The organism is Isoptericola sp. b515 (genome assembly GCF_030588125.1).
Classification (GTDB): domain Bacteria; phylum Actinomycetota; class Actinomycetes; order Actinomycetales; family Cellulomonadaceae; genus Isoptericola; species Isoptericola sediminis.
Genome location: NZ_JAUQYR010000004.1, coordinates 86,696 through 105,134, shown reverse-complemented (window position 1 = coordinate 105,134; position 18,439 = coordinate 86,696). Strand labels below are relative to the sequence as shown.

The 18,439-nt window shown below is 72.8% G+C and carries 21 protein-coding genes and 1 tRNA gene; 10 read left to right on the top strand and 12 right to left on the bottom strand.

The genetic code is table 11. The annotated features are described in order from the left end of the window. Nucleotides 1–2: 2 nt before the first annotated feature. The gene (locus Q6350_RS12490) at nt 3–1,172 is read right to left on the bottom strand and encodes a folate-binding protein YgfZ (protein ID WP_305066334.1); all 1,170 of its coding nucleotides are present in this window, start codon (nt 1,170–1,172) and stop codon (nt 3–5) included. Next, nucleotides 1,169–1,741 carry an FABP family protein gene (locus Q6350_RS12485; RefSeq protein ID WP_304604500.1) on the bottom strand — a complete coding sequence of 191 codons (573 nt, stop codon included), beginning with the start codon at nt 1,739–1,741 and terminating at the stop codon, nt 1,169–1,171. The genes Q6350_RS12490 and Q6350_RS12485 overlap by 4 nt, the downstream gene beginning before the upstream one ends. Nucleotides 1,742–1,894: 153 nt before the next feature. Here Q6350_RS12485 and Q6350_RS12480 point away from each other — a divergent pair, with 153 nt between their 5' ends. Then, entirely contained in the window at nt 1,895–2,272 is a 378-nt protein-coding gene (locus Q6350_RS12480) for a DsrE family protein (protein WP_171245619.1), read from the top strand. An 18-nt stretch (nt 2,273–2,290) separates the two neighbouring features. Here the strand turns inward: Q6350_RS12480 and Q6350_RS12475 are convergent, their stop codons facing one another. From Q6350_RS12475 to Q6350_RS12465, 3 genes are all read right to left on the bottom strand, one after another. Then, nucleotides 2,291–2,743, bottom strand: coding sequence for a DUF4395 domain-containing protein (locus tag Q6350_RS12475; RefSeq protein WP_304604501.1), 453 nt, complete (start codon nt 2,741–2,743; stop codon nt 2,291–2,293). Further along, entirely contained in the window at nt 2,740–3,201 is a 462-nt protein-coding gene (locus tag Q6350_RS12470; RefSeq protein WP_305066333.1) for a thioredoxin family protein, read from the bottom strand. The genes Q6350_RS12475 and Q6350_RS12470 overlap by 4 nt, the downstream gene beginning before the upstream one ends. Nucleotides 3,202–3,335: 134 nt before the next feature. Then, nucleotides 3,336–4,070, bottom strand: coding sequence for a hypothetical protein (locus Q6350_RS12465; protein ID WP_171245622.1), 735 nt, complete (start codon nt 4,068–4,070; stop codon nt 3,336–3,338). 86 nt (nt 4,071–4,156) lie between these two features. On the opposite strand from Q6350_RS12465, the gene Q6350_RS12460 reads away from it, so the two are divergent. Both Q6350_RS12460 and Q6350_RS12455 read left to right on the top strand, forming a co-directional pair. Beyond that, nucleotides 4,157–4,918, top strand: a complete 762-nt coding sequence (locus tag Q6350_RS12460) for a response regulator transcription factor (RefSeq protein ID WP_304604503.1) — start codon at nt 4,157–4,159, stop codon at nt 4,916–4,918. A 27-nt stretch (nt 4,919–4,945) separates the two neighbouring features. Next, complete coding sequence (locus Q6350_RS12455) at nt 4,946–5,878, top strand: alpha/beta fold hydrolase (protein ID WP_304604623.1); 933 nt, start codon at nt 4,946–4,948, stop codon at nt 5,876–5,878. A gap of 19 nt (nt 5,879–5,897) precedes the next feature. On the opposite strand, the gene nth is transcribed toward Q6350_RS12455, so the two are convergent. After that, the gene (gene nth, locus Q6350_RS12450; protein ID WP_305066332.1) at nt 5,898–6,626 is read right to left on the bottom strand and encodes an endonuclease III; all 729 of its coding nucleotides are present in this window, start codon (nt 6,624–6,626) and stop codon (nt 5,898–5,900) included. 209 nt (nt 6,627–6,835) lie between these two features. On the opposite strand from nth, the gene Q6350_RS12445 reads away from it, so the two are divergent. Further along, nucleotides 6,836–7,513 (top strand): Crp/Fnr family transcriptional regulator, encoded by a 678-nt coding sequence (locus Q6350_RS12445; protein WP_304604505.1) that lies wholly within the window; start codon nt 6,836–6,838, stop codon nt 7,511–7,513. 224 nt (nt 7,514–7,737) lie between these two features. Here the strand turns inward: Q6350_RS12445 and Q6350_RS12440 are convergent, their stop codons facing one another. Next, nucleotides 7,738–8,205 carry a RidA family protein gene (locus Q6350_RS12440; protein ID WP_304604506.1) on the bottom strand — a complete coding sequence of 156 codons (468 nt, stop codon included), beginning with the start codon at nt 8,203–8,205 and terminating at the stop codon, nt 7,738–7,740. Nucleotides 8,206–8,212: 7 nt separating this feature from the next. Beyond that, complete coding sequence (locus Q6350_RS12435) at nt 8,213–8,374, bottom strand: DUF4177 domain-containing protein (protein WP_171245625.1); 162 nt, start codon at nt 8,372–8,374, stop codon at nt 8,213–8,215. 130 nt (nt 8,375–8,504) lie between these two features. Here Q6350_RS12435 and Q6350_RS12430 point away from each other — a divergent pair, with 130 nt between their 5' ends. The 4 genes from Q6350_RS12430 to Q6350_RS12415 all read left to right on the top strand — a co-directional run bounded on the left by Q6350_RS12430 (nt 8,505) and on the right by Q6350_RS12415 (nt 12,559). Next, entirely contained in the window at nt 8,505–10,844 is a 2,340-nt protein-coding gene (locus Q6350_RS12430) for a transglycosylase domain-containing protein (RefSeq protein WP_304604507.1), read from the top strand. An 11-nt stretch (nt 10,845–10,855) separates the two neighbouring features. Continuing rightward, nucleotides 10,856–11,758, top strand: a complete 903-nt coding sequence (locus tag Q6350_RS12425) for a metallophosphoesterase (RefSeq protein ID WP_305066330.1) — start codon at nt 10,856–10,858, stop codon at nt 11,756–11,758. 93 nt (nt 11,759–11,851) lie between these two features. Then, a tRNA-Pro gene (locus tag Q6350_RS12420) sits at nt 11,852–11,928 on the top strand. A 100-nt stretch (nt 11,929–12,028) separates the two neighbouring features. After that, on the top strand, nt 12,029–12,559 hold the full coding sequence (locus Q6350_RS12415; protein ID WP_305066328.1) for a hypothetical protein: 531 nt from the start codon (nt 12,029–12,031) through the stop codon (nt 12,557–12,559). A 25-nt stretch (nt 12,560–12,584) separates the two neighbouring features. On the opposite strand, the gene Q6350_RS12410 is transcribed toward Q6350_RS12415, so the two are convergent. The 3 genes from Q6350_RS12410 to Q6350_RS12400 are packed head-to-tail and all read right to left on the bottom strand — an operon-like array spanning nt 12,585 to nt 14,510. Further along, entirely contained in the window at nt 12,585–13,151 is a 567-nt protein-coding gene (locus tag Q6350_RS12410) for a GNAT family N-acetyltransferase (protein ID WP_305066327.1), read from the bottom strand. A 39-nt stretch (nt 13,152–13,190) separates the two neighbouring features. Further along, on the bottom strand, nt 13,191–13,547 hold the full coding sequence (locus Q6350_RS12405; protein ID WP_305066326.1) for a GntR family transcriptional regulator: 357 nt from the start codon (nt 13,545–13,547) through the stop codon (nt 13,191–13,193). A gap of 3 nt (nt 13,548–13,550) precedes the next feature. After that, on the bottom strand, nt 13,551–14,510 hold the full coding sequence (locus Q6350_RS12400) for a hypothetical protein (protein ID WP_304607485.1): 960 nt from the start codon (nt 14,508–14,510) through the stop codon (nt 13,551–13,553). 89 nt (nt 14,511–14,599) lie between these two features. On the opposite strand from Q6350_RS12400, the gene Q6350_RS12395 reads away from it, so the two are divergent. Then, complete coding sequence (locus Q6350_RS12395; protein ID WP_304604513.1) at nt 14,600–15,574, top strand: LacI family DNA-binding transcriptional regulator; 975 nt, start codon at nt 14,600–14,602, stop codon at nt 15,572–15,574. Between the two features lie 116 nt (nt 15,575–15,690). Here Q6350_RS12395 and Q6350_RS12390 read toward each other — a convergent pair whose 3' ends face one another. Further along, the gene (locus Q6350_RS12390) at nt 15,691–17,589 is read right to left on the bottom strand and encodes an adenylyl cyclase (protein WP_304604514.1); all 1,899 of its coding nucleotides are present in this window, start codon (nt 17,587–17,589) and stop codon (nt 15,691–15,693) included. Nucleotides 17,590–17,795: 206 nt separating this feature from the next. Between Q6350_RS12390 and Q6350_RS12385 the strand changes: the two genes are divergently transcribed. Further along, nucleotides 17,796–18,389 carry an HdeD family acid-resistance protein gene (locus tag Q6350_RS12385; protein WP_305066324.1) on the top strand — a complete coding sequence of 198 codons (594 nt, stop codon included), beginning with the start codon at nt 17,796–17,798 and terminating at the stop codon, nt 18,387–18,389. Nucleotides 18,390–18,439 lie beyond the last annotated feature (50 nt).

Below are 18,439 nucleotides of genomic sequence, written 5' to 3'. Positions count from 1 at the left end.
GATCACAGCAGGCTCTGAGACCCGTCGCCACCGCGTGAGGTCAGGCCCCGCATCGTCTCGCCGCGCGCGGCGGGCCGGTCGGCCGAGACGCCCTCGCCGGGCACGACGACCTCCTGCGAGGCCGCCACGGCGATCTGCTCGGCGTCGTCCCCGGCACCGACCGGGCCGACGACAGCGAGCTCGGCGTCGACGGGGACGTTCCGCTTCACCACGGCCAGGGCCACGGGGCCGAGCTCGTGGTGGCGGGCCACGGTCGTGACCCGTCCGACCACCTTGCCGTCCGGTCCGTCGCGACGGACCTCGGCGCCGGCCTCCGGCACGACGTGCTGGGAGCCGTCGAGGTGCAGCATGACCAGGCGCCGGGGCGGCCGGCCGAGGTTGTGCACGCGCGCGATCGTCTCTTGCCCGCGGTAGCAGCCCTTGTGCAGGTGGACGGCGGTGCGCAGCCAGTCGAGCTCGTGCGGGACGGTGCGGTCGTCGACCTCGCGGGCGAGCCGCGGCCGCCACGCCTCGACGCGCAGGGCCTCGGTGGCCCACGTCCCGGCGAGCCGCCACCCGGCCACCTCCCGCGCGGCCACGGCGTCGACGAGGGTCTCCCGCGGGACGAGCACGAGACGCCAGTCGCGGTCGGCCCCGGGGTGCTCCGCGGCAGGCGGACCGTAGCGGGTGCCGCCGCCGACCACCTCGGGCCAGCTGTCGCGCCAGGTGACGGGTTCGTCCTCGGTGCCCTCGGCGTCGACGGCCTCACCGATCGCGGCGTAGGAGTCGGTCACGTCGTCGATCTCGACGCGCATCATGAACTTCATGCGCTCGAGCCACGCCACGAGCGGTGCGACGTGGTCCCGCTCGGTGACGAACCAGGTGGAGGTGCCGTCGTCGACGACCGCGAGCGCGTGCTCGGTCCGTCCTTGCGGGGAGAGCACGAACAGCTCGGTCGAGGTGCGCGGGGCGAGGTGCTCGACGTCCTGGGACGTGATCGAGTGCAACCAGCCCAGGCGGTCCGGGCCTGTCAGGCGCACCACGCCGAGGTGCGACTGGTCGACGACGGCCGCACCGCGCACGAGCGCGCGCTGCTCGGCCACCGGGTCGCCGTAGTGCCAGGCGACCCCGGCGTCCGGGCCGGTCGCCGCGACGGCGTCCGGGCGGTCCAGCAGGGGGCTGCGGTAAGTCATGATTCGTCGGTGACCCGGTCGAGCTCTCCCGACGCGTACGTGCCCATCGGGTGGCCGAAGGCGGCGAGCTCCTCGACCCAGAGCAGCCGGCCGTCGACGTTGCCGTACAGCCGCTTGGCGGCCGTCACCTCGGCGGCGGTGGCGGTGCGGGCCACGAAGTCGGTGGCCAGGTCCACCCGGCCGTCGCCGACCACGCCCAGGAAGAGCGCGACCCGACCCGAGGCGTCCGTGAGCAGCACCTCGAGCGGGTGCTGGCTCTCGGAGAGGCCCTCCGGCCGCTCGGAGGCGACGCGCCAGTAGCCCGTCTCGGTGGACCAGACGGTGTCGAAGGCGGCGTCGTCGCCGACCTCACCGTCGGTGACCGCGCCGTCGGAGGCGCCGGACCGCACGGACAGCGTGGACTCGAACCGCAGGTAGGGACCGCCGTCGTGGTCGAAGACGAGCTCCTGGCGGAACTCGGTCTCCTCGATGCCCTCGTACTTGATGACACCGCCCCCGGTCCACCGCCCGACCAGCCAGGCCAGCGGGTACACCTCGGGAGCGAGTCCCTCGGGGAAGGTGAACGGCATCAGCGCTGACCGTGGAAGAGCTTGTAGACGACGTAGGCGGCGAACCAGGTGATCACTCCCACGGTGACCACCAGGAGGCTGGTGAAGAAGATCTCGAGCGCGTGGATCGACATGCCTCGATGGTACCCATCGCCGTGGGGCTAGGGTCGACCTATGACCGAGACCACAGACCGGCGATCCCTCGTCGTCAAGACGACGTCGGGCACGGACCGGCCGGAGGCCGCGAACCAGGCGCTGACGGTGGCCGCGTCGGCGGTCGCCGCCGGGGTGGACGTCTCCCTCTGGCTGACCGGGGACGCGGCGTGGTTCGGGGTGCCCGGTCGTGCCGACGAGCTGGCGCTGGAGCACGCCGCGCCGGCCGCCGAGCTGCTCGAGGCGGTGCTGGCGGCCGGGACGGTCACGGTGTGCTCCCAGTGCGCGGCGCGCCGGGAGATCGGCCCCGAGGACGTGCTCGACGGGGTGCGGATCGCCGGCGCCCCGGTGTTCGTCGAGGAGTCGCTGCGCCCGGGGGCCCAGGCCCTGGTCTACTGACCGGCTGCGCCCCGCGCCCTACCGCGCGGACGGACGCAGCCGGCGTCCCAGCAGGTACAGCTCGCAGCCGAGGCACAGCCCCACGGTGGCGTTGAGCGCCGCCGCGACGAAGGCGAGCCCGGCGGCCCACGGCACGACCGCGAGCACCCCGGCCCAGCCGGCGACGACGCCCGCACCGGTCACGACGAGCCCCACGGTCTGCGCGAAGCGCGGCGGACGGACGTCCTCCAGCTCCGGCGGCGGGGCGAGCCTCGGCCGGACCAGGGTGCGGAAGAGCCAGCCCTGCCAGGTGGCCTGCGGGCCGCGCACCGCACCCGGCACGAAGCTCAGCGCGACGACGGTGAGCAGCACCAGCGCGGGCGTGGTCGGACCGATGAGGACGACGACGGCCAGCAGCAAGGCGGTGATGCCGGCCCCGACACGGGGGCCGCGGGGGTCGATGCGGGGCGGGTCGGTGGTCTCCACGGTCATGCGGTCCTCCCCGCCACGGGTGCCGACGGCACCGTCGCGAGCGCGTCCCGGGCGCGGGCCGGAGTCATCCCGCCGGACGCGCGCGCCACCTCGGTGCCGGCGGCGTCCAGCACCAGCACGGTGGGCGTGCGGCGCACCCGGGCGCGCTCCACGAGGTCGGGACGGTGGTCCACGTCGACCTCGACGTGCGTGACGCCGGGTTCCTCGGCGGCCAGCGCACCCAGGGTCCGGGCGGTGGACCGGCAGGCCGAGCAGACCTCCGCCGACAGCTGCAGGAACGTCGCGCGGTCGCCCGGGGTCACACCCTGGGCGACGAGCTCGTCCGTCCAGCCGGTCGCGGCGGCGTCCACGGCGCCCGGTGCGGTCGTGCGCACGCGGCCCTGGGCCGAGCGCCACGTCAGCGCGAGCACCGCCGTCACCACGAGCAACGCGGCGAGCGCGGTCCACTGTGCGGTCATGCGATGGCCTCCTTCAGATCACCACCCACCGGCAACAGATCGTTTCGCATGGATGTTCCCGGCCGTCGCCACCGGAGAATACGCGCCCCGCCCGGTCCGCGCCGGACCGTCCACCTGCGGGTCCGACCCCCGGGCTACAGGAGCATGCGGCCGACGACGAACACGAGCATCCCCGTGATCGTCACCGGGACCGCGGCCGCCGCCGCGGCGGCACGACGTCTCTCGAGGGCGGGCTGGCGTTCGAAGAGCAGACGGAGCGCGGCCGAGACGAGACCGGCGACCAGCCCGACGACGAGGCCGTGCACGGGTTCGACCTCGGGCAGGGCCGACGCGGTGCCGGCCCCCGCGGCTCCACCGAGCACGACGCCCAGCAGCGACCCGATCCACCCCCCGGCGACCGGGAGCGCCGCCACCGCCGACGCCACGGCCAGGCCGACGGCGCTGGTGACCACGAGCCCGGCACCGGCGTCCGTCGACGCGGTGGCCAGCCATCCGGCGGCGGAGACCGTGACCACGACGCCGGCAGTCATCCCGCTGACGGACTCGACCAGACGAGGGCGCCCGCCACGGCGCAGCATCTGCGCCACGAAGGCCAGCACGAGCGACAGCGCGATGACGAGGGGCAGGTTGCGCAGGATCGGCTCGCCCTCGGTGAACCAGGTGACGGCGAGCCCGCCGGCACCCGCCAGCAGCACCACCACCGAGGTCGCCCCCTCGGCCGGCAGGCGGAGCAGCGGCGCCCAGCCGGCCGTCAGCAGCAGGATCAGGAGCCCGCACGCGCCGAGCGTCCACCAGGGCCCCAGGTAGGCGGCGGTCGCCACGAGCGTGGCGAGCACCGCCGTCGTCACGGCACGGGAGGTCACGGTCACGCGGACGAGTCTCCCATGCCAAGACGTTGTGACCTTCGGGGCGCGGCAGGGTACCTTGACGATCACCCGCAGCGGGAGGAGTGCACGTGGCGGAACTGTTGATCCTGACGCCCGCGACCGGCGGTTCGGTCGAGGTGCTGCCCGCGCTGGGTCTGCTCTCGCACAAGGTGCGCGTGCTCCCCATGGAGCCCTCGGCGCTCGTGGACGCCCCCGACTCGGACGTCGTCCTGCTGGACGCCCGCCGGGACCTCGTCGCCGCCCGCACCACGTGCCGCCTGCTGCACGCCACCGGGCTCACGGTCCCCCTCGTGCTGATCCTCACCGAGGGCGGCCTGACCGTCGTCAACCACGAGTGGGGCGCGGACGACCTCCTGCTCGAGTCCGCCTCCCCGGCGGAGGTCGAGGCACGGCTGCGCCTCGTCGTCGAGCGGTCGGCGCACGGCACCCGCGAGGACTCGCCGCAGGAGATCTCCGCCGGCGAGCTCGCGATCGACGCGGGCGGGTACACCGCCCGCCTGCGCGGCCGCCCGATCGACCTCACCTACAAGGAGTTCGAGCTCCTCAAGTACCTGGTGCAGCACCCGGGCCGCGTCTTCACCCGTGCCCAGCTCCTGCAGGAGGTGTGGGGCTACGACTACTACGGCGGCACCCGCACCGTCGACGTGCACGTGCGCCGGCTGCGCGCCAAGCTCGGCCCGGAGCACGAGCAGCTCATCGGCACCGTGCGGAACGTCGGCTACCGGTTCGACCCGCCCAAGGAACCCCGCGACGACACGTCCGCCCCGGGGACGGGGCCGGGCCCCGACCGCGACGCCCCCGGCTCCGCCCACGTGTCCTCCGGCGGCTGACCGGGTAGGTTGCGGCCCGTGACCGCCATGTCCGACGCCGCCGACTACTCCTGCGCACTGGTCGACGGACCGTGGCGGCACGAGTTCGTCGCCGCCAACGGTTCCCGCTTCCACGTCGCCGTCGCCGGCCCGCGCCCCACGAACGGCGACCGGGACCCGCTCGTGGTGCTGCTCCACGGCTTCCCGCAGTTCTGGTGGGCCTGGCGTCACCAGATCGCCGCCCTGGCGGACGCCGGGATGCAGGTCGCCGCGCTCGACGTCCGCGGGGTCGCCGCGTCCGACAAACCGCCGTCGGGCCGCGACGTGCCGACCCGCACCCGCGACGTGGCCGGGGTGATCCGCTCCCTCGGACACGACCGTGCCGTCGTCGTCGGTGCGGGCACCGGCGGCGCCCTCGCGTGGGCCATGTCGGCGCTCCAGCCGGCCGTCACCGCGGCCGTCGCCGCGGTGAGCGCACCGCACCCGGGCCGCCTGCACGTCCCGGGGAGGGGCATCCTCACCCCCGCGGCCCGGCGCCTGTTCGCCGCCGCGCAGCTGCCCGGCGTCCTCGAACGCCGCCTGCAGGACGCCGACGGCGTGGCCGGCATCCTGGACGCCGGCTCCGACCGCCCCCTGGACCCGGAGGCGGTCGCGCGCTACCGGGAGGCGCTGCGCGTCCCGTTCGCCGCGCACAGCGCGGTGGACGCGCTGCGCTGGTTGTCCCGCACGTCGAGCCACCCGGCCGGACGCCGGTACCTCGCGGCCCTCAAGCGCCCGATCGACGTGCCGGTCCTGCAGCTCCACGGCGCCGCCGACGGGTTCCTGCGGCGCGAGACCGCCGACCTGGACGGGGCGGCGCTCGCGCGCGACTTCCGGTTCGAGGTCGTCGAGGGGGCGGGCCACTTCCTGCCGGAGGAGGCCCCCGACGCCGTGACCGGGCTGCTGCTCGACTGGCTGCGGCGCCCGGGCGTGCTGCGCTGACCGACGGGCGCGACGGCGGTCAGCCCCGCGGCCCCGGCCGGAGCAGCTTCGCGGCAGCGACCGGGTCGGACTCCCCCAGACCGTTCGACGGGCACCACCGCGCGACCGGGCAGGCGCCGCACGCCGGACGCCGCGCATGGCAGACCCGGCGGCCGTGCCAGACCAGGTGGTGGCTCAGCATCACCCAGTCCTTGCGGGGGAAGAGCTCGCCGACGGCGTGCTCGACCTTGACCGGGTCCTCCTCCTCGGTGAACCCGAGGCGCCGGGCGAGCCGGCCGAAGTGGGTGTCCACGGTGATGCCGGGGATGCCGAACGCGTTGCCGAGCACGACGTTCGCCGTCTTGCGCCCGACGCCGGGCAACGCCACCAGGTCCGGCAGACGGCGCGGCACCTCGCCGCCGTGCCGTTCCACGAGAGCCTGGGCCAGGCCGATCGCCGACCGCGTCTTGGCCCGGTAGAAGCCGAGCGGGCGCAGGATCTCCTCGACGTCAGCCGGTTCGGCCGCGGCGAGCGAGGTGGCGTCGGGGTACCGGGCGAACAGCGTCGGCGTCGTCGCGTTGACCCGCACGTCGGTGGTCTGGGCCGAGAGCACCGTGGCGACCAGCAGCTCGAAGGGCGTGGTGAAGTCCAGCTCCGCACGCGCGTCCGGGTAGGTCTCGGCGAGCACGCGGTCGATGCGCCGGGCCCGTCGGACCAGGGCCAGACGGGACTCGCCGGTAGGGGTAGGCTGCTCCGACGTCTCGACCATGCGGGCAGCGTAACCCCGGACTCCGACCGCAGGACGGACGCCAGGTCGCGGAACTCGAGGACCCCGCCGGTCGTTCGCCCGGACGTCACCCCGCGGCGGTGCGTCCAGGCACGACGCCCTGGTGTGAGGCAGACTGAGACCTGGAACACATTTTGACAGACGCGCGCCTCGCCCCGCCCGGGCAGAGGCCCGAGAACGTGAGGATTGCTGTGGACGACACCGTCGTGCTCTCCGCCCCCTTGTTCGCCGACATGGACACCGAGGAGTCCAAGGCGCTCATCGAGTCCATGATCCCGGTCGAGCTGGGCCGCGGGGACGTCCTGTTCCGCGAGGGGGAGCCGGGCGACCGGCTCTACGTGATCGCGCAGGGCAAGATCAAGCTGGGACGCCGTTCCAGCGACGGTCGGGAGAACCTGCTGTCGATCCTCGGACCCGGCGAGATGTTCGGCGAGCTCTCGCTCTTCGACCCGGGCCCCCGGACCGCGACCGCGTCGTCGGTGTCCGACGCGCTGTGCTACGAGCTGCGCCACCAGGCGCTCGTCCAGTGGGTCGCCGCCCACCCCAACGTCGCCACGACGCTGCTCGGCGCGCTCGCCCGACGGCTGCGCCGCACGAACGAGACCCTGGCCGACCTCGTGTTCTCCGACGTGCCCGGGCGGGTCGCGAAGGCGCTGCTCGACCTGTCGCAGCGCTTCGGCGAGCCGAACGACGAGGGCGTCCGCGTCGCGCACGACCTGACGCAGGAGGAGCTCGCCCAGCTCGTCGGCGCGTCCCGCGAGACCGTCAACAAGGCGCTGGCCGACTTCGCCACGCGTGGCTGGGTCCGTCGCGAGGGCCGTGCCGTCGTGCTGCTCGACATGGACCGGCTGGAGCGCCGCGCCCGCTGAGTCCTGCTCGTCCGCGGACGTCGAAGGCCCCCGGACACCGTCACGTTCACGGCCGCTGGGCGGCCTCCACTTCGGGGTGGATGACGGTGTCCGGGGGCCTTCGACGTCCGCTGTGTGCGCTGTACCGCGGCGTCCCGCGCCGTCGGCAGTTCCTGCGTCGATCGGCAGCTTGAGGTGCCGATCGACGCAGGAACTGCCGAGCTCGTGCTGTGACGGGGGACCCGTCAGTCGGCGAGCTCGACGATCAGCTCGACCTCGACCGGGGCGTCCAGCGGCAGGACCGCGACGCCGACGGCGGACCGGGCGTGCGTGCCGGCGTCCCCGAAGATCTTGCCCAGCAGCTCGCTGGCACCGTTGAGGACGGCGGGTTGGCCGGTGAAGGACGGGTCGCTGGCCACGAAACCGGTGACCTTGACGATGCGCACACCCTCCAGCGCGCCGGCGAGGCTGTGCACGGCGGCCAGCGCGTTGAGGGCGCAGATGCCGGCGAGCTCGGTGGCGTCCGCCGGGTCCACGAGCCCGTCGCCGGCGCCGACCTTGCCGGTGGTCGGCAGGGCACCGTCCACGAAGGGCAGCTGCCCCGCGGTGTAGACGTACCGTCCCGACCGGACGGCGGGCTGGTACGCCGCCACCGGTGCGGCGACGTCGGGCAGGGTCAGGCCCAGCTCTGCCAGGCGGGACTCGATGCTCACGCCGGCCTCACTCACCCGAGGGTCGCTTGAGGTAGGCGACGAGGTTCGCGCTGTCCGGACCCGGCACGACCTGCACCAGCTCCCAGCCGTCGGCGCCCCACTGGTCGAGGATCGCCTTCGTGTTGTGGATCAGGAGGGGGATGGTCGCGTACTCCCACGTGGTAGCCATGCGGCGATGGTAGCCCGACCATGTTTCGTCGGGGCATCGGCACGAGTCCGGGACCACGACTCCACAGGACCTGCACACCCGTGCCGGTCCTCCTGTGCGGCGGCGCGGACCGAACCTCTAGGCTGGGCACATGGCGCCTCCTGAGTCTCGTCGCATCACGCGCACGATCCCGGCCACGCAGATGGTCGCGCTGCTGCTTGCCTTCCTGCTGGCCGCCGGCGCCGGCGGCGTGCTGGCCGCGGGGTTCGTCATCCCGGCCGTCGCGGGGGTCAACGCGGTGGCGGACAGCACCGTGGAGATCTACGACGAGTTCCCGGCCGAGCTCGAGCCGCGGCCGCTGTCCCAGCAGTCCCGGATCTACGCCTCGAACGGCAAGCTGCTGGCGACGTTCTACTACCAGAACCGCATCGTGAAGCCGCTCGACGAGATCTCCGAGAACGTGCAGCACGCGGCGATCGCCATCGAGGACGAGCGGTTCTACGAGCACCACGGCGTGGACGCCCAAGGCATCACCCGTGCCGTCGTCAACAACCTCACGAACGACGCCACGCAGGGCGCTTCGACGCTGACCCAGCAGTACGTCAAGAACATGCTCATCGAGTCGGCCCTGCAGGACGGCGACCAGTTCGCCGTGATCGCCGCCCACGAGTCCACCATCGACCGCAAGCTCCGCGAGGCCAAGATGGCCATCGCCCTCGAGGAGCGCATGTCCAAGGACGAGATCCTCCAGGGCTACCTGAACGTCGCACAGTTCGGGCACAAGCAGATCTACGGCGTGGAGGCGGCAGCCCGCTACTACTTCAACACGACGGCCGCGGACCTCACCGTCGTCCAGGCCGCCACGATCGCCGGGATCACGAAGGCACCGAGCAAGTTCGACCCGACGCGGAACCCCGAGCTGGCCCAGGAGCGGCGCGACCTGGTCATCAAGAACATGTACAGCCTCGGGTACATCTCGCTGGACGAGCGTGACGAGGCGCTCGACCAGCCGATCGAGGAGACGCTGAACGTCAACCCGACGCCGGCCGGCTGCCAGATGGCGAACAACTCGGCGTTCTTCTGCGACTACGTCATCAAGGAGCTGCTGCTGGACCCGGCGTTCGGGGAGACGCGCGCGGACCGCCAGAACCTGCTCTACCGGGGCGGTCTCGACATCCACACGACGCTGGACATGAAGAAGCAGAAGTCCGCGTTCAAGACCATCAAGACGTCGGTGCCCGAGGACGACAGCAGCGAGGGGCTCGAGGCCTCGATCGTCTCCGTCGAGCCCGGGACCGGCAAGATCCTCGCGATGGCCCAGAACGTCCCCTACACCGGCACGAAGGCCGCGGAGAAGGCGAGCCGGGACACGACCGTCAGCTACAACGCCGACTACCTGCACGGCGCCTCGGGCGGCTTCTCCCCGGGGTCGAACTTCAAGCCGGTGGTCCTCGCCGAGTGGCTCAAGAGCGGGCACACGCTCAACGACGTCGTGAACGCCAACGAACGGACCCTCATCCCGGCGAACTTCAACACGCCGTGCGTGGGCAACCTCACGTCCGCGCCCTGGTCGGTCGGCAACGCCGAGGGCGGCTCCGCCGGGCCGATGAGCGTGATGAAGGCCACCTACCTGTCCGTGAACGCGGCCTACGCCGACATGGGCAGCCGGCTCAACCTGTGCGACCTGCGCAGCACCGCCTACCAGATGGGTTTCCGCCCCACCAGCACGAGCATCAAGACGGACACCCGGGACAAGGGGCCGCTGAAGACCACGCAGGTCAAGGAGAGCGACATCAACATCTTCGCGCCGATGCTGCTCGGCACGCAGGAGTCCTCCCCGCTGAACATGGCCGCGATGTACGCGACCATCGCCTCGGGCGGCACCTATTGCGCGCCGCGGGCGATCACGGGTGTCACCGGGCCCCAGGGTGAGGAGTACGAGGTCCCCGAGGCCGACTGCGACAAGAACGCGCTGCCGACGAACGTCGCCAACACCATGATTCACGCCATGGAGAACGTCTTCACCCGCGGAACGGCCTACTACGTCGGCGGTCTCGAGGACGGCCGCCCGGTGGCCGGCAAGACGGGCACGTCCCAGCTGTCGGCCCAGACGTGGTTCTCGGGATTCGTCCCGCAGCTCGCCACGACCGTCTGGGTCGGTTCGGTCGACAACCCCGTCGAGGACCACACCGGTCCGGGCACCGTCGCGGGCAACTCCTACGACATCCTCTACGGCTCGACCGTCGCGGCCCCGACCTGGAAGACCTACATGGACCAGGCGGTCAAGGGCATGCCGGTCGAGGACTTCGGCGCCCCTGACCCGCGGCTGATCGGCTCGGCCCCGGCCCCCACCTCTGCGCCCACCACGTCCGACGACAGCTCGTCGTTCAGCACGGGGTCCGACTCCTCGGGCGCGAGCGACGGCCCGGGGAACAGCGGCGGCAACGGAAACGGCAACGGGAACGGTCAGAACGACGGGAGCGACGGCTGAGACCCCTCACCGTGCTGGGCGGGGTCGCCGCCCTGGGCGTCGCCGGCCTGGCGTACGCACACCTCGAGACGAAGCTGTTCACGTTGCGCCGGGTGACCGTGCCCGTGCTGGCCCCGGGCGAGCGCGACCTGCGGGTCCTGCACGTCTCGGACCTGCACCTGACCCCGGACCAGCAGCGCAAGATCGACTGGGTCCGGTCGCTGGCCGCGCTGGAGCCTGACCTGGTGATCGACACCGGCGACAACATCGCGCACCACGACGCCGTCGACCCGCTGCTGCACGCGCTCCAGCCGCTGCTCGCCGCCCCGGGGGCGTTCGTCATGGGCTCCAACGACTACTACTCCCCCACCTTCAAGAATCCGGCGCGCTACCTGCTCCCGGACGCCCGCGGACCGATGCGCCGCACGCCCGACCTGCCGTGGGACCGCATGGCCGCGGCGATGCGCGACGCCGGATGGGCCGACCTGACCAACCGGCGCGACGCCGTCGACGTCGGGGGGCGGCGCGTCGCCCTGGCCGGTGTGGACGACCCGCACCTGGACCGGGACGAGTTCCCGGAGACGACCGACGACGAGCCGGCGCTGCTGCGCCTCGGGGTCGCGCACGCGCCGTACCAGCGGGTGCTGGACCGGATGCACGCCGACGGAGCGGACGCGATCATCGCCGGGCACACGCACGGCGGCCAGCTGTGCCTGCCGTTCTACGGGTCGCTGGTCACCAACTGCGACATCGACCGCGGACGTGCCAAGGGTCTGCACGGCTGGCCCGGCCCGCGGCCCGACGAACCGGGCGGCGAGGACTCCACCTGGCTGCACGTCTCGGCCGGCGCCGGGACCTCGCCGTACGCCCCGGTGCGGTTCGCCTGCCGCCCGGAAGCGACCTTGATCACGTTCACGGCGCGGGACCGGATCTGAGTTTTCGTTCCGGGGCGATCGTCGGCTATTCTGAGCAGGCTTCCGCACGAGGGATCCGGTTCGCCGGTGTTCGAGCGTGCGGGCGCAGTCCCTCGGGGTGTGGCGCAGCTTGGTAGCGCGCTTCGTTCGGGACGAAGAGGTCGCAGGTTCAAATCCTGTCACCCCGACCAGTCGAGAGGCCCTCTGGCCAGCGGAAACGCTGGTGGGAGGGCCTCTTGTCCTTCCTTGACGGGTCTCTGCGTCTGTTCCCGCCGTGGCCATTCTTCGGTCATGCGCAGCGACGACGGAGGCACGCGCTCGCCGCGCACGTACCGGTCCGTGGCCGAGGACTCTCCCCTGGGTCTCGTCCTGCGACTGCTCTGCCGGCCGAGCAAGGGTCAGTTCGAGATGGCGTTCGGTGCCAGCCCACGGTCGGAGCAGCGCGTCGGCATGGTCAGGAAGGCCCACTTCGCTGCTGGTGCCGGCCTCGTCGGAGGGACGATCATCGGCGTCCTGGTGGCGTTCCACCGCGGGCGCAGGTTCCCCGGACCTGCGTGGACGGAGGCCGACTCGCAGATCGCATCGATCGCCGTCGGCGCGACCCTCACCTACGTCGCTCTGCTGCTCCCCCTCTTCGTGACGATCGGGTTCCGCCGTCGCGTCGCGGAACGCGACCACGAGACCTGGCTCGTCCGGTCCAGGCATCGACGTGGCGGACGATTCGTCCCGGATCCACGGTCTCAGCCGCAGCCCGTCGATCTCGGCGCCGCCGTCACCATCTGCCTGATCACCGCGGCGCCGATCTGGGCGCTCGTCCTGTAGACAGCCGAGGCCGCCCCGTGGTGGGTCAGCCCCGCCACTCCTCGGCCAGCAGCCCGTAGTCCATGCCGTCCAGCCACTCGCCCGACCGGTGCAGACCGGTCTTGCGGCTGTGCTCCTCCCGGCGCATCCCGAGGCGCTCCATCAGCCGCCACGAGGCCTCGTTCGCCGCGAAGCATCCGGCGTGCACGCGACGCAGCCCGAGCTGCTCGAAAGCCATCCCGATCGCTCCGCGCACCGCCTCGGTCGCGTAGCCCTGGCCACCGAACGCCGGGTCGAGGGTCCAGCCGATCTCGGCCTGCACGGCGCGGCCCTGGTCGGCCACCTCGGCCTGCGCCCACCCGTCCTCGACCTTCACCATGAGGTCGCCGATCGGCTCGCCGTCGAGCTCGACCACGAGCGTCAGAGCCAGACGGGTGGGGTCGACGAACCGCTCTCGGTAGGTCGCGTAGTCGGTCGGCGCGCTGGTGATCCACTCCCCGACCTCGGGCAGCCGCCGCCACCGCCAGGTCGCCGCGGCGTCGTCGGGCGTCGCACGGCGGATCGCCAGGCGTTCGGTCAGCACGGGCCAGGTGACGGCGTCGAGGGGGTCCACGGCCTCAGCGTAGGCGGCCATGTCGGCCCGACGTCGGCGTCAGTCGCCCCAGACGGCGCGCAGCACACGGACGGCCTCGTCGACGTCGACCCCCGCCTCCCGGCCGGCACGGGCCAGACCCTGCGCACTCTCGACGACGGCGTGCGGCGCGGCACCTGCGGTCGTGCTGACGCGGGTCCCGGAACCGATGCGGCTGGCCAGGACCCCGTCGGCCTCGAGGGACCGGTACGCCTTGGCCACGGTGCCGGCCGCCACCCCGAGGTCGGCGGAGAGCTGGCGGACCGAGGGCAGCCGCTCGCCGGCGCCGAGCCGGCCTGTGGTGACCAGGCCCCGGATCTGGTCACGGATCTGGTCCGCCGGTGGCGTGCTGCCGGTCAGCGCGATGCGCAGCGGCACCGCTCAGCCCTCCGTCGCGAGGGCGGGTTCCGCGTCGCGCGCCCGTTCGGCACGGCGGGCCGTCAGCGCGGCGAGCAGCAGGAAGAACCACACGAACCAGCCGCCGGCCTGCACGACGTCCCCGACCAGATGCAGGGGTTCCGCGAGCGGGGCGAACGCGCTGCTCAGCACCCCGGTCCCGGACGAGGAGCCGCGCACCATCAGGGCGCCCTGCAGCGAGTAGACGACGGCGGACAGGTGCAGCAGCAGCGCGCCGACGACGACGCCGACGACGGCACGCGAGCGCCAGGTCCGCTGGGCCAGGTCCGACTCGTGGTCGCCGACCACCGCCGGGCGCGCGATCAGCACGAGGTCGAGGAACGCCAGGAGCAGCAGCCCGGCGATCAGGACAAGGCACGGCACGGAGTAGTACCAGCCGTAGACGGAGGCCCCGACGGCGGTCTCCCCGGCCTCGATGAGGAACATCCGGTAGTGCCCCTCGTCGTCAGGCCGCGAGACCAGGCCCAGCGCGACCGTGAGGACGACGACGCCCGTCAGCACCAGGGACACCGCGACGAACCACCACGGACGGACGAAGGTCAGAGGCGTCCGCCGGGCCAGGACCGCGGAGCGACCGGTCGGGCGGCGACGGACCGGGAGGAGGAACACGGCCAGGGCGATCAGGCCGGCGATCAGGGGCCCGGTGTAGAGGGTGGCGCCGTACAGCCCGCCCAGGAGCTCGGGTCCGCCCACGACGGGCCCGATACCGCTCCACCGTCGCGCGGCCAGGAAGGCCAGGGCGAGCGCCAGGCCGGAGAGCACCACCGCGCGGACGCCCGTCGTGACCGGCAGTGCGCCGGCGGACCGCCGACGGGCCACGACGAGCACGAGGGCCGCCAGCAGCCCGACCGCCTCCTGCCAGAACGTCAGGAACAGGAACAGCGCCACGGCGAGGACCTCCGTCGGTTCGGTCGGCGGGACCATGTGTACCAGCCAGTTGATACACCCGTCCAGCACGCCCACCGCGACGGCGCGCCGCGTAGAGTTCGACCCACACCGTCGTGGAGGATCCCTTGCCCGTCACCAGTGCCGACGTCGCGCGCGCCGCCGGCGTGTCCCGCACCACCGTCAGCTACGTCCTCAACGACACCCCGGGCACGAACATCTCGACCGCGACCCGCGACCTCGTCCTGGCCACCGCCGCACAGCTCGGGTACGCGCCGTCGGCCGCGGCACGCGCCCTGCGCCGCGGGCAGAGCGACCTGGTCGTGTGCGTCCTGCCCGACTGGCCCACCGGCCCCGTCGTGGACACGGTCCTGGACCTGCTCACCGACAACCTCGCCGAACGCGGCCTCTTCCTCCTGGTGCACCACCACCGCTCGACCCGGCCGCTGCGCGAGCTGTGGCGGGCCGTCACGCCCCGCGTCGTCGTCGGTCTCACGCACTTCCCGGCCGAGGACCTGCGGGCGCTGCGCCAGGCGGGCATCGAGGTGGTCGGTGCCGGGTCCGTGGACGACGGCGCCCACCCCGGCATCGACGCGGAGAACCAGCGAGGACTGGGCGAGCTCCAGGTCGAGCACCTGCTCGAGCGTGGGTACCGACACCTCGGCATCGCCACCACCCCGGACGAGCGGCTGCGCGAGTTCGCCGACCTGCGCACGGACGGTGTGCGGCGCGCCTGCGCCCGGGCGGACGTCCCCGTGCCGCCGGTCGCCGTCGTCACCCCGGTCGCCCCCGCGACCGAGGCGGTGCGCGGGTGGGTGGCCGACGGCGTCGACGCGGTCGCCTGCTACAACGACGAGGTCGCCCTGGCGGTCCTGGCCGGGGCCCGCGAGGCCGGTGTCGAGGTGCCCGGCCGTCTCGCCGTCATCGGTCTCGACGACGTCCCGGCCGCCTCGCTCGCCGACCCGCCCCTGACGACCATCTCGCAGCCGAGCGCCGCGCAGGCCCGTCACCTGGCGGCGAGCGTCGAGGCGGTGCTGGACGGCCGGCCGCTGCCGCCCGGGCCGGACGAGCCGAGCCGCGTCGTCCCGCGCGCCTCGACCTGACCGACCCCCTCCGCGCACGGCGCCCCGCCCCGGACGCAGGAGAGCCCCGCCCCGGGGACGGACCGGACGGGCCGTCCCCGGGGCGGGGTCTGCATCTCCTGCTCAGGAGGGAGGGGTCAGGGTGCGGGGTACTCCACGAGGTACTCCGGCACACCGACCGTCGACGGCGGCACCGCGTCGCCCACGCCGTTGACGACGTGGTTGATGGTCCCGGCCGACAGGTTGACCGTCATGATGTGGTGCAGCTTCACGCCCGGGGCGTCGGGCACCTCGAACCCGTTCTCGGTGACGATGTCCGGGTTGTTCTGGTTGAAGACGTACACCCCGCCACCGTGCAGCGTGTGCTCGGTGACGTCGTCGGCCACCTTGTACCCGGCGTACCCGAGGGTGCCGTCCGGACGGGTCCAGTCGGCCTGGGTCGGCGGGTCGTAGGGCAGCTCGTTCTGGTAGAGCACGGTGGTGCCGCGCTCGCCGTTCCAGACGGTGTTGAACTCCTGGAAGTGCTCGACGAACAGACCGGTCGCGGTCACGTCGTCACCGTTGATGCGCACACCGGTGCGGCCGATGTTGGTGTTCCACCGCACGGTGTCACCGTTCACGCCGTTCTCCCCACCCGTGGGGAAGCCCTCGACGCCGTGGTCCCCGCGCCACACCCAGGTGTGGTCGATGAGCACGTTGTCGGAGTTCACCTCGAGCGCGGTGTCCGTGGACCCGACGTGGGGGCCGCCGACGCGGAAGTACACGTCGGACAGCGTGGTCGGGTTCGCGGGGTCGGTCCGGTTCTCGTGGTCGCCGTTCTCCTTGCCGACCTGCAGCAGCAGCTCGGACTCCGTCTCGCCGGCGTCGATCGTGACACCCGCGACGACGGCGCCGGGGACGTCCGCGACGCGCATCGGCGTCGCGCCGTCGACGGCGGTCAGGGTGGCGTGCCCCATGCCGAGCACGACGGTGTCGGGACGCTTGACCTCGATGGTCTCCGCGACGTCGTAGACGCCCGGCGTCAGCAGCAGGTGCTTGCCACGGGCCAGGTTGGTGTTGATCTCGCGGACCGAGTCACCCGGCTGGGCGACGAAGAAGTCCTCGATGCCGATGGTGCGCCCCTCGGTCATGCCGTCGGCCCAGCTCACGCCGCGCGTGCCGGTCTGCGCCGCGGGCACGCGGACGTTCCAGCGCCCGTCGTCGTCGACGAAGAGGTACGGCTTCTCCCGGCTCACGGGCGTCTCGTCGAGCGTCGTGTACGGCGGGGAGGGGAATTCCGAGTCGTCGGGGGCACCGACGACGCCGGAGAACACCTGGTTCCACACGGCGTTCGACCAGGCGGGCATCTCGCTGTTGCGGGTCAGCCACTGCTGCTGCGACCCGTTCAGCGGCGGCGTGTCGAACCGCGAGTCGGCGATGAAGCCCCCGGAGGCGTAGTGCGGCCCGTCGGTGCAGTAGTCCATCAGGGACAGGAAGCCGTCGACGTCGAGACGTCGCATCGAGACCGCCTGGGAGACCGCCCAGAAGTTGGCCGACGCCCGGCACCCGTCCTGACCGGAGCTGTCGATCGTCAGGTGGAGGTTCGACAGCGTGCGCCAGAAGTTGACGAGCGCGATGCAGTTCGAGCTGCCCGGAATGTTGTTCAGGCAGCGGTTGTAGACCTCGATCGCGCCGCGGACGTCGACGTCGCCCGGGGACGCCCCGAGGCCGGCGACCTCCGTGTAGTAGCCGACGCGCGCCTGCAGCGGGTCCTCGGCCGAGCCGTAGCTGCCCGGCTTGAACAGCACGCTGTAGCGGTCCGTCGACATCTCGGCGTCGGTCTGCTGCTCGGCGAGCTCGTCGAGCGCCGTCTCGATCTCCGCCTGCGGGGTCGAGGGGTCGAAGACCATGACGTTCGGGCCGAGGTCCGGGTCGAACGGGTCGACCTGGTCGGGCGGCGACGCCTGCGCGGCGCCGACGCCGGTCAGCAGGACGGCCGCGGCTGCTCCCAGGGCCAGTGCGCGGCGGGGCCTGCCGCGCGAGGACGGGACTGACATGCGAGTTCCTCTCCGTCGAGACTCGAGGGGGCAGTAGTGACTCGTGTCACCACGCATGGCCGACCTTAGAGGTCCGCGACATCGGAGCGCAAGGGTGATCCTGCGACGTCTTGCCGGAACCGTGACCGTCCCCGCACGTCAGACGGCGAGGACCACGCGCTGCTCGTAGCATCACCAGCACGGGACGACGCCGGGAGGAGCCGGGCATGGCCGACGACGCGGTGACACCACTCTCGCGACGGACCGCGGGGACGGCGCGGAGGTTGTGGCGACTCGTCTACGTCCGTGCCGTCGCCTACCTCGTCGCCGGTGCCGTCCTCCTCGTCAACCCCGACGAGGGCCTGTCCTGGCTGCGCTGGGTGATCGGCCTGGCCATCCTCGCCCAGGGAGCGCTGCTCGCGGTCGAGAACGTCCCCGGGCAACGGGCCGACCAGGGCGACCTGAGCTGGCGGTTCGTCGCCGGGCTGCTCAGCGTCGCCGCCGGCCTGCTCGTGGTGCTCTGGCCCTCGATGACTGCTCCCCTGCTCTTCCTCGTCGTCGGCGTGTGGGCCTGCGCCGCGGGCGTGGCCGGAGTCGTCGCCGGGCTGCGGGGGCGCGCCGTACGCGCGAAGGCCTGGGACTGGCAGCTCGTCAACGCGGTGCTGTGGATCGTGCTCGGCGTCGTGATCCTCGCCCGACCCACCGACGACGCACCGACGATCGCCCTCCTGCTGTCGACGTACCTCCTGCTCGCCGGGGCGGTGCTGCTCGTCGCGGGTCTCTCCACCGGAACCCGGCAGAAGGACCGCGACACCGCCTGACGACACCGGGGCCTGGCGCCCACCGCCCGCCGCCGCGCACCTGCGGCCCT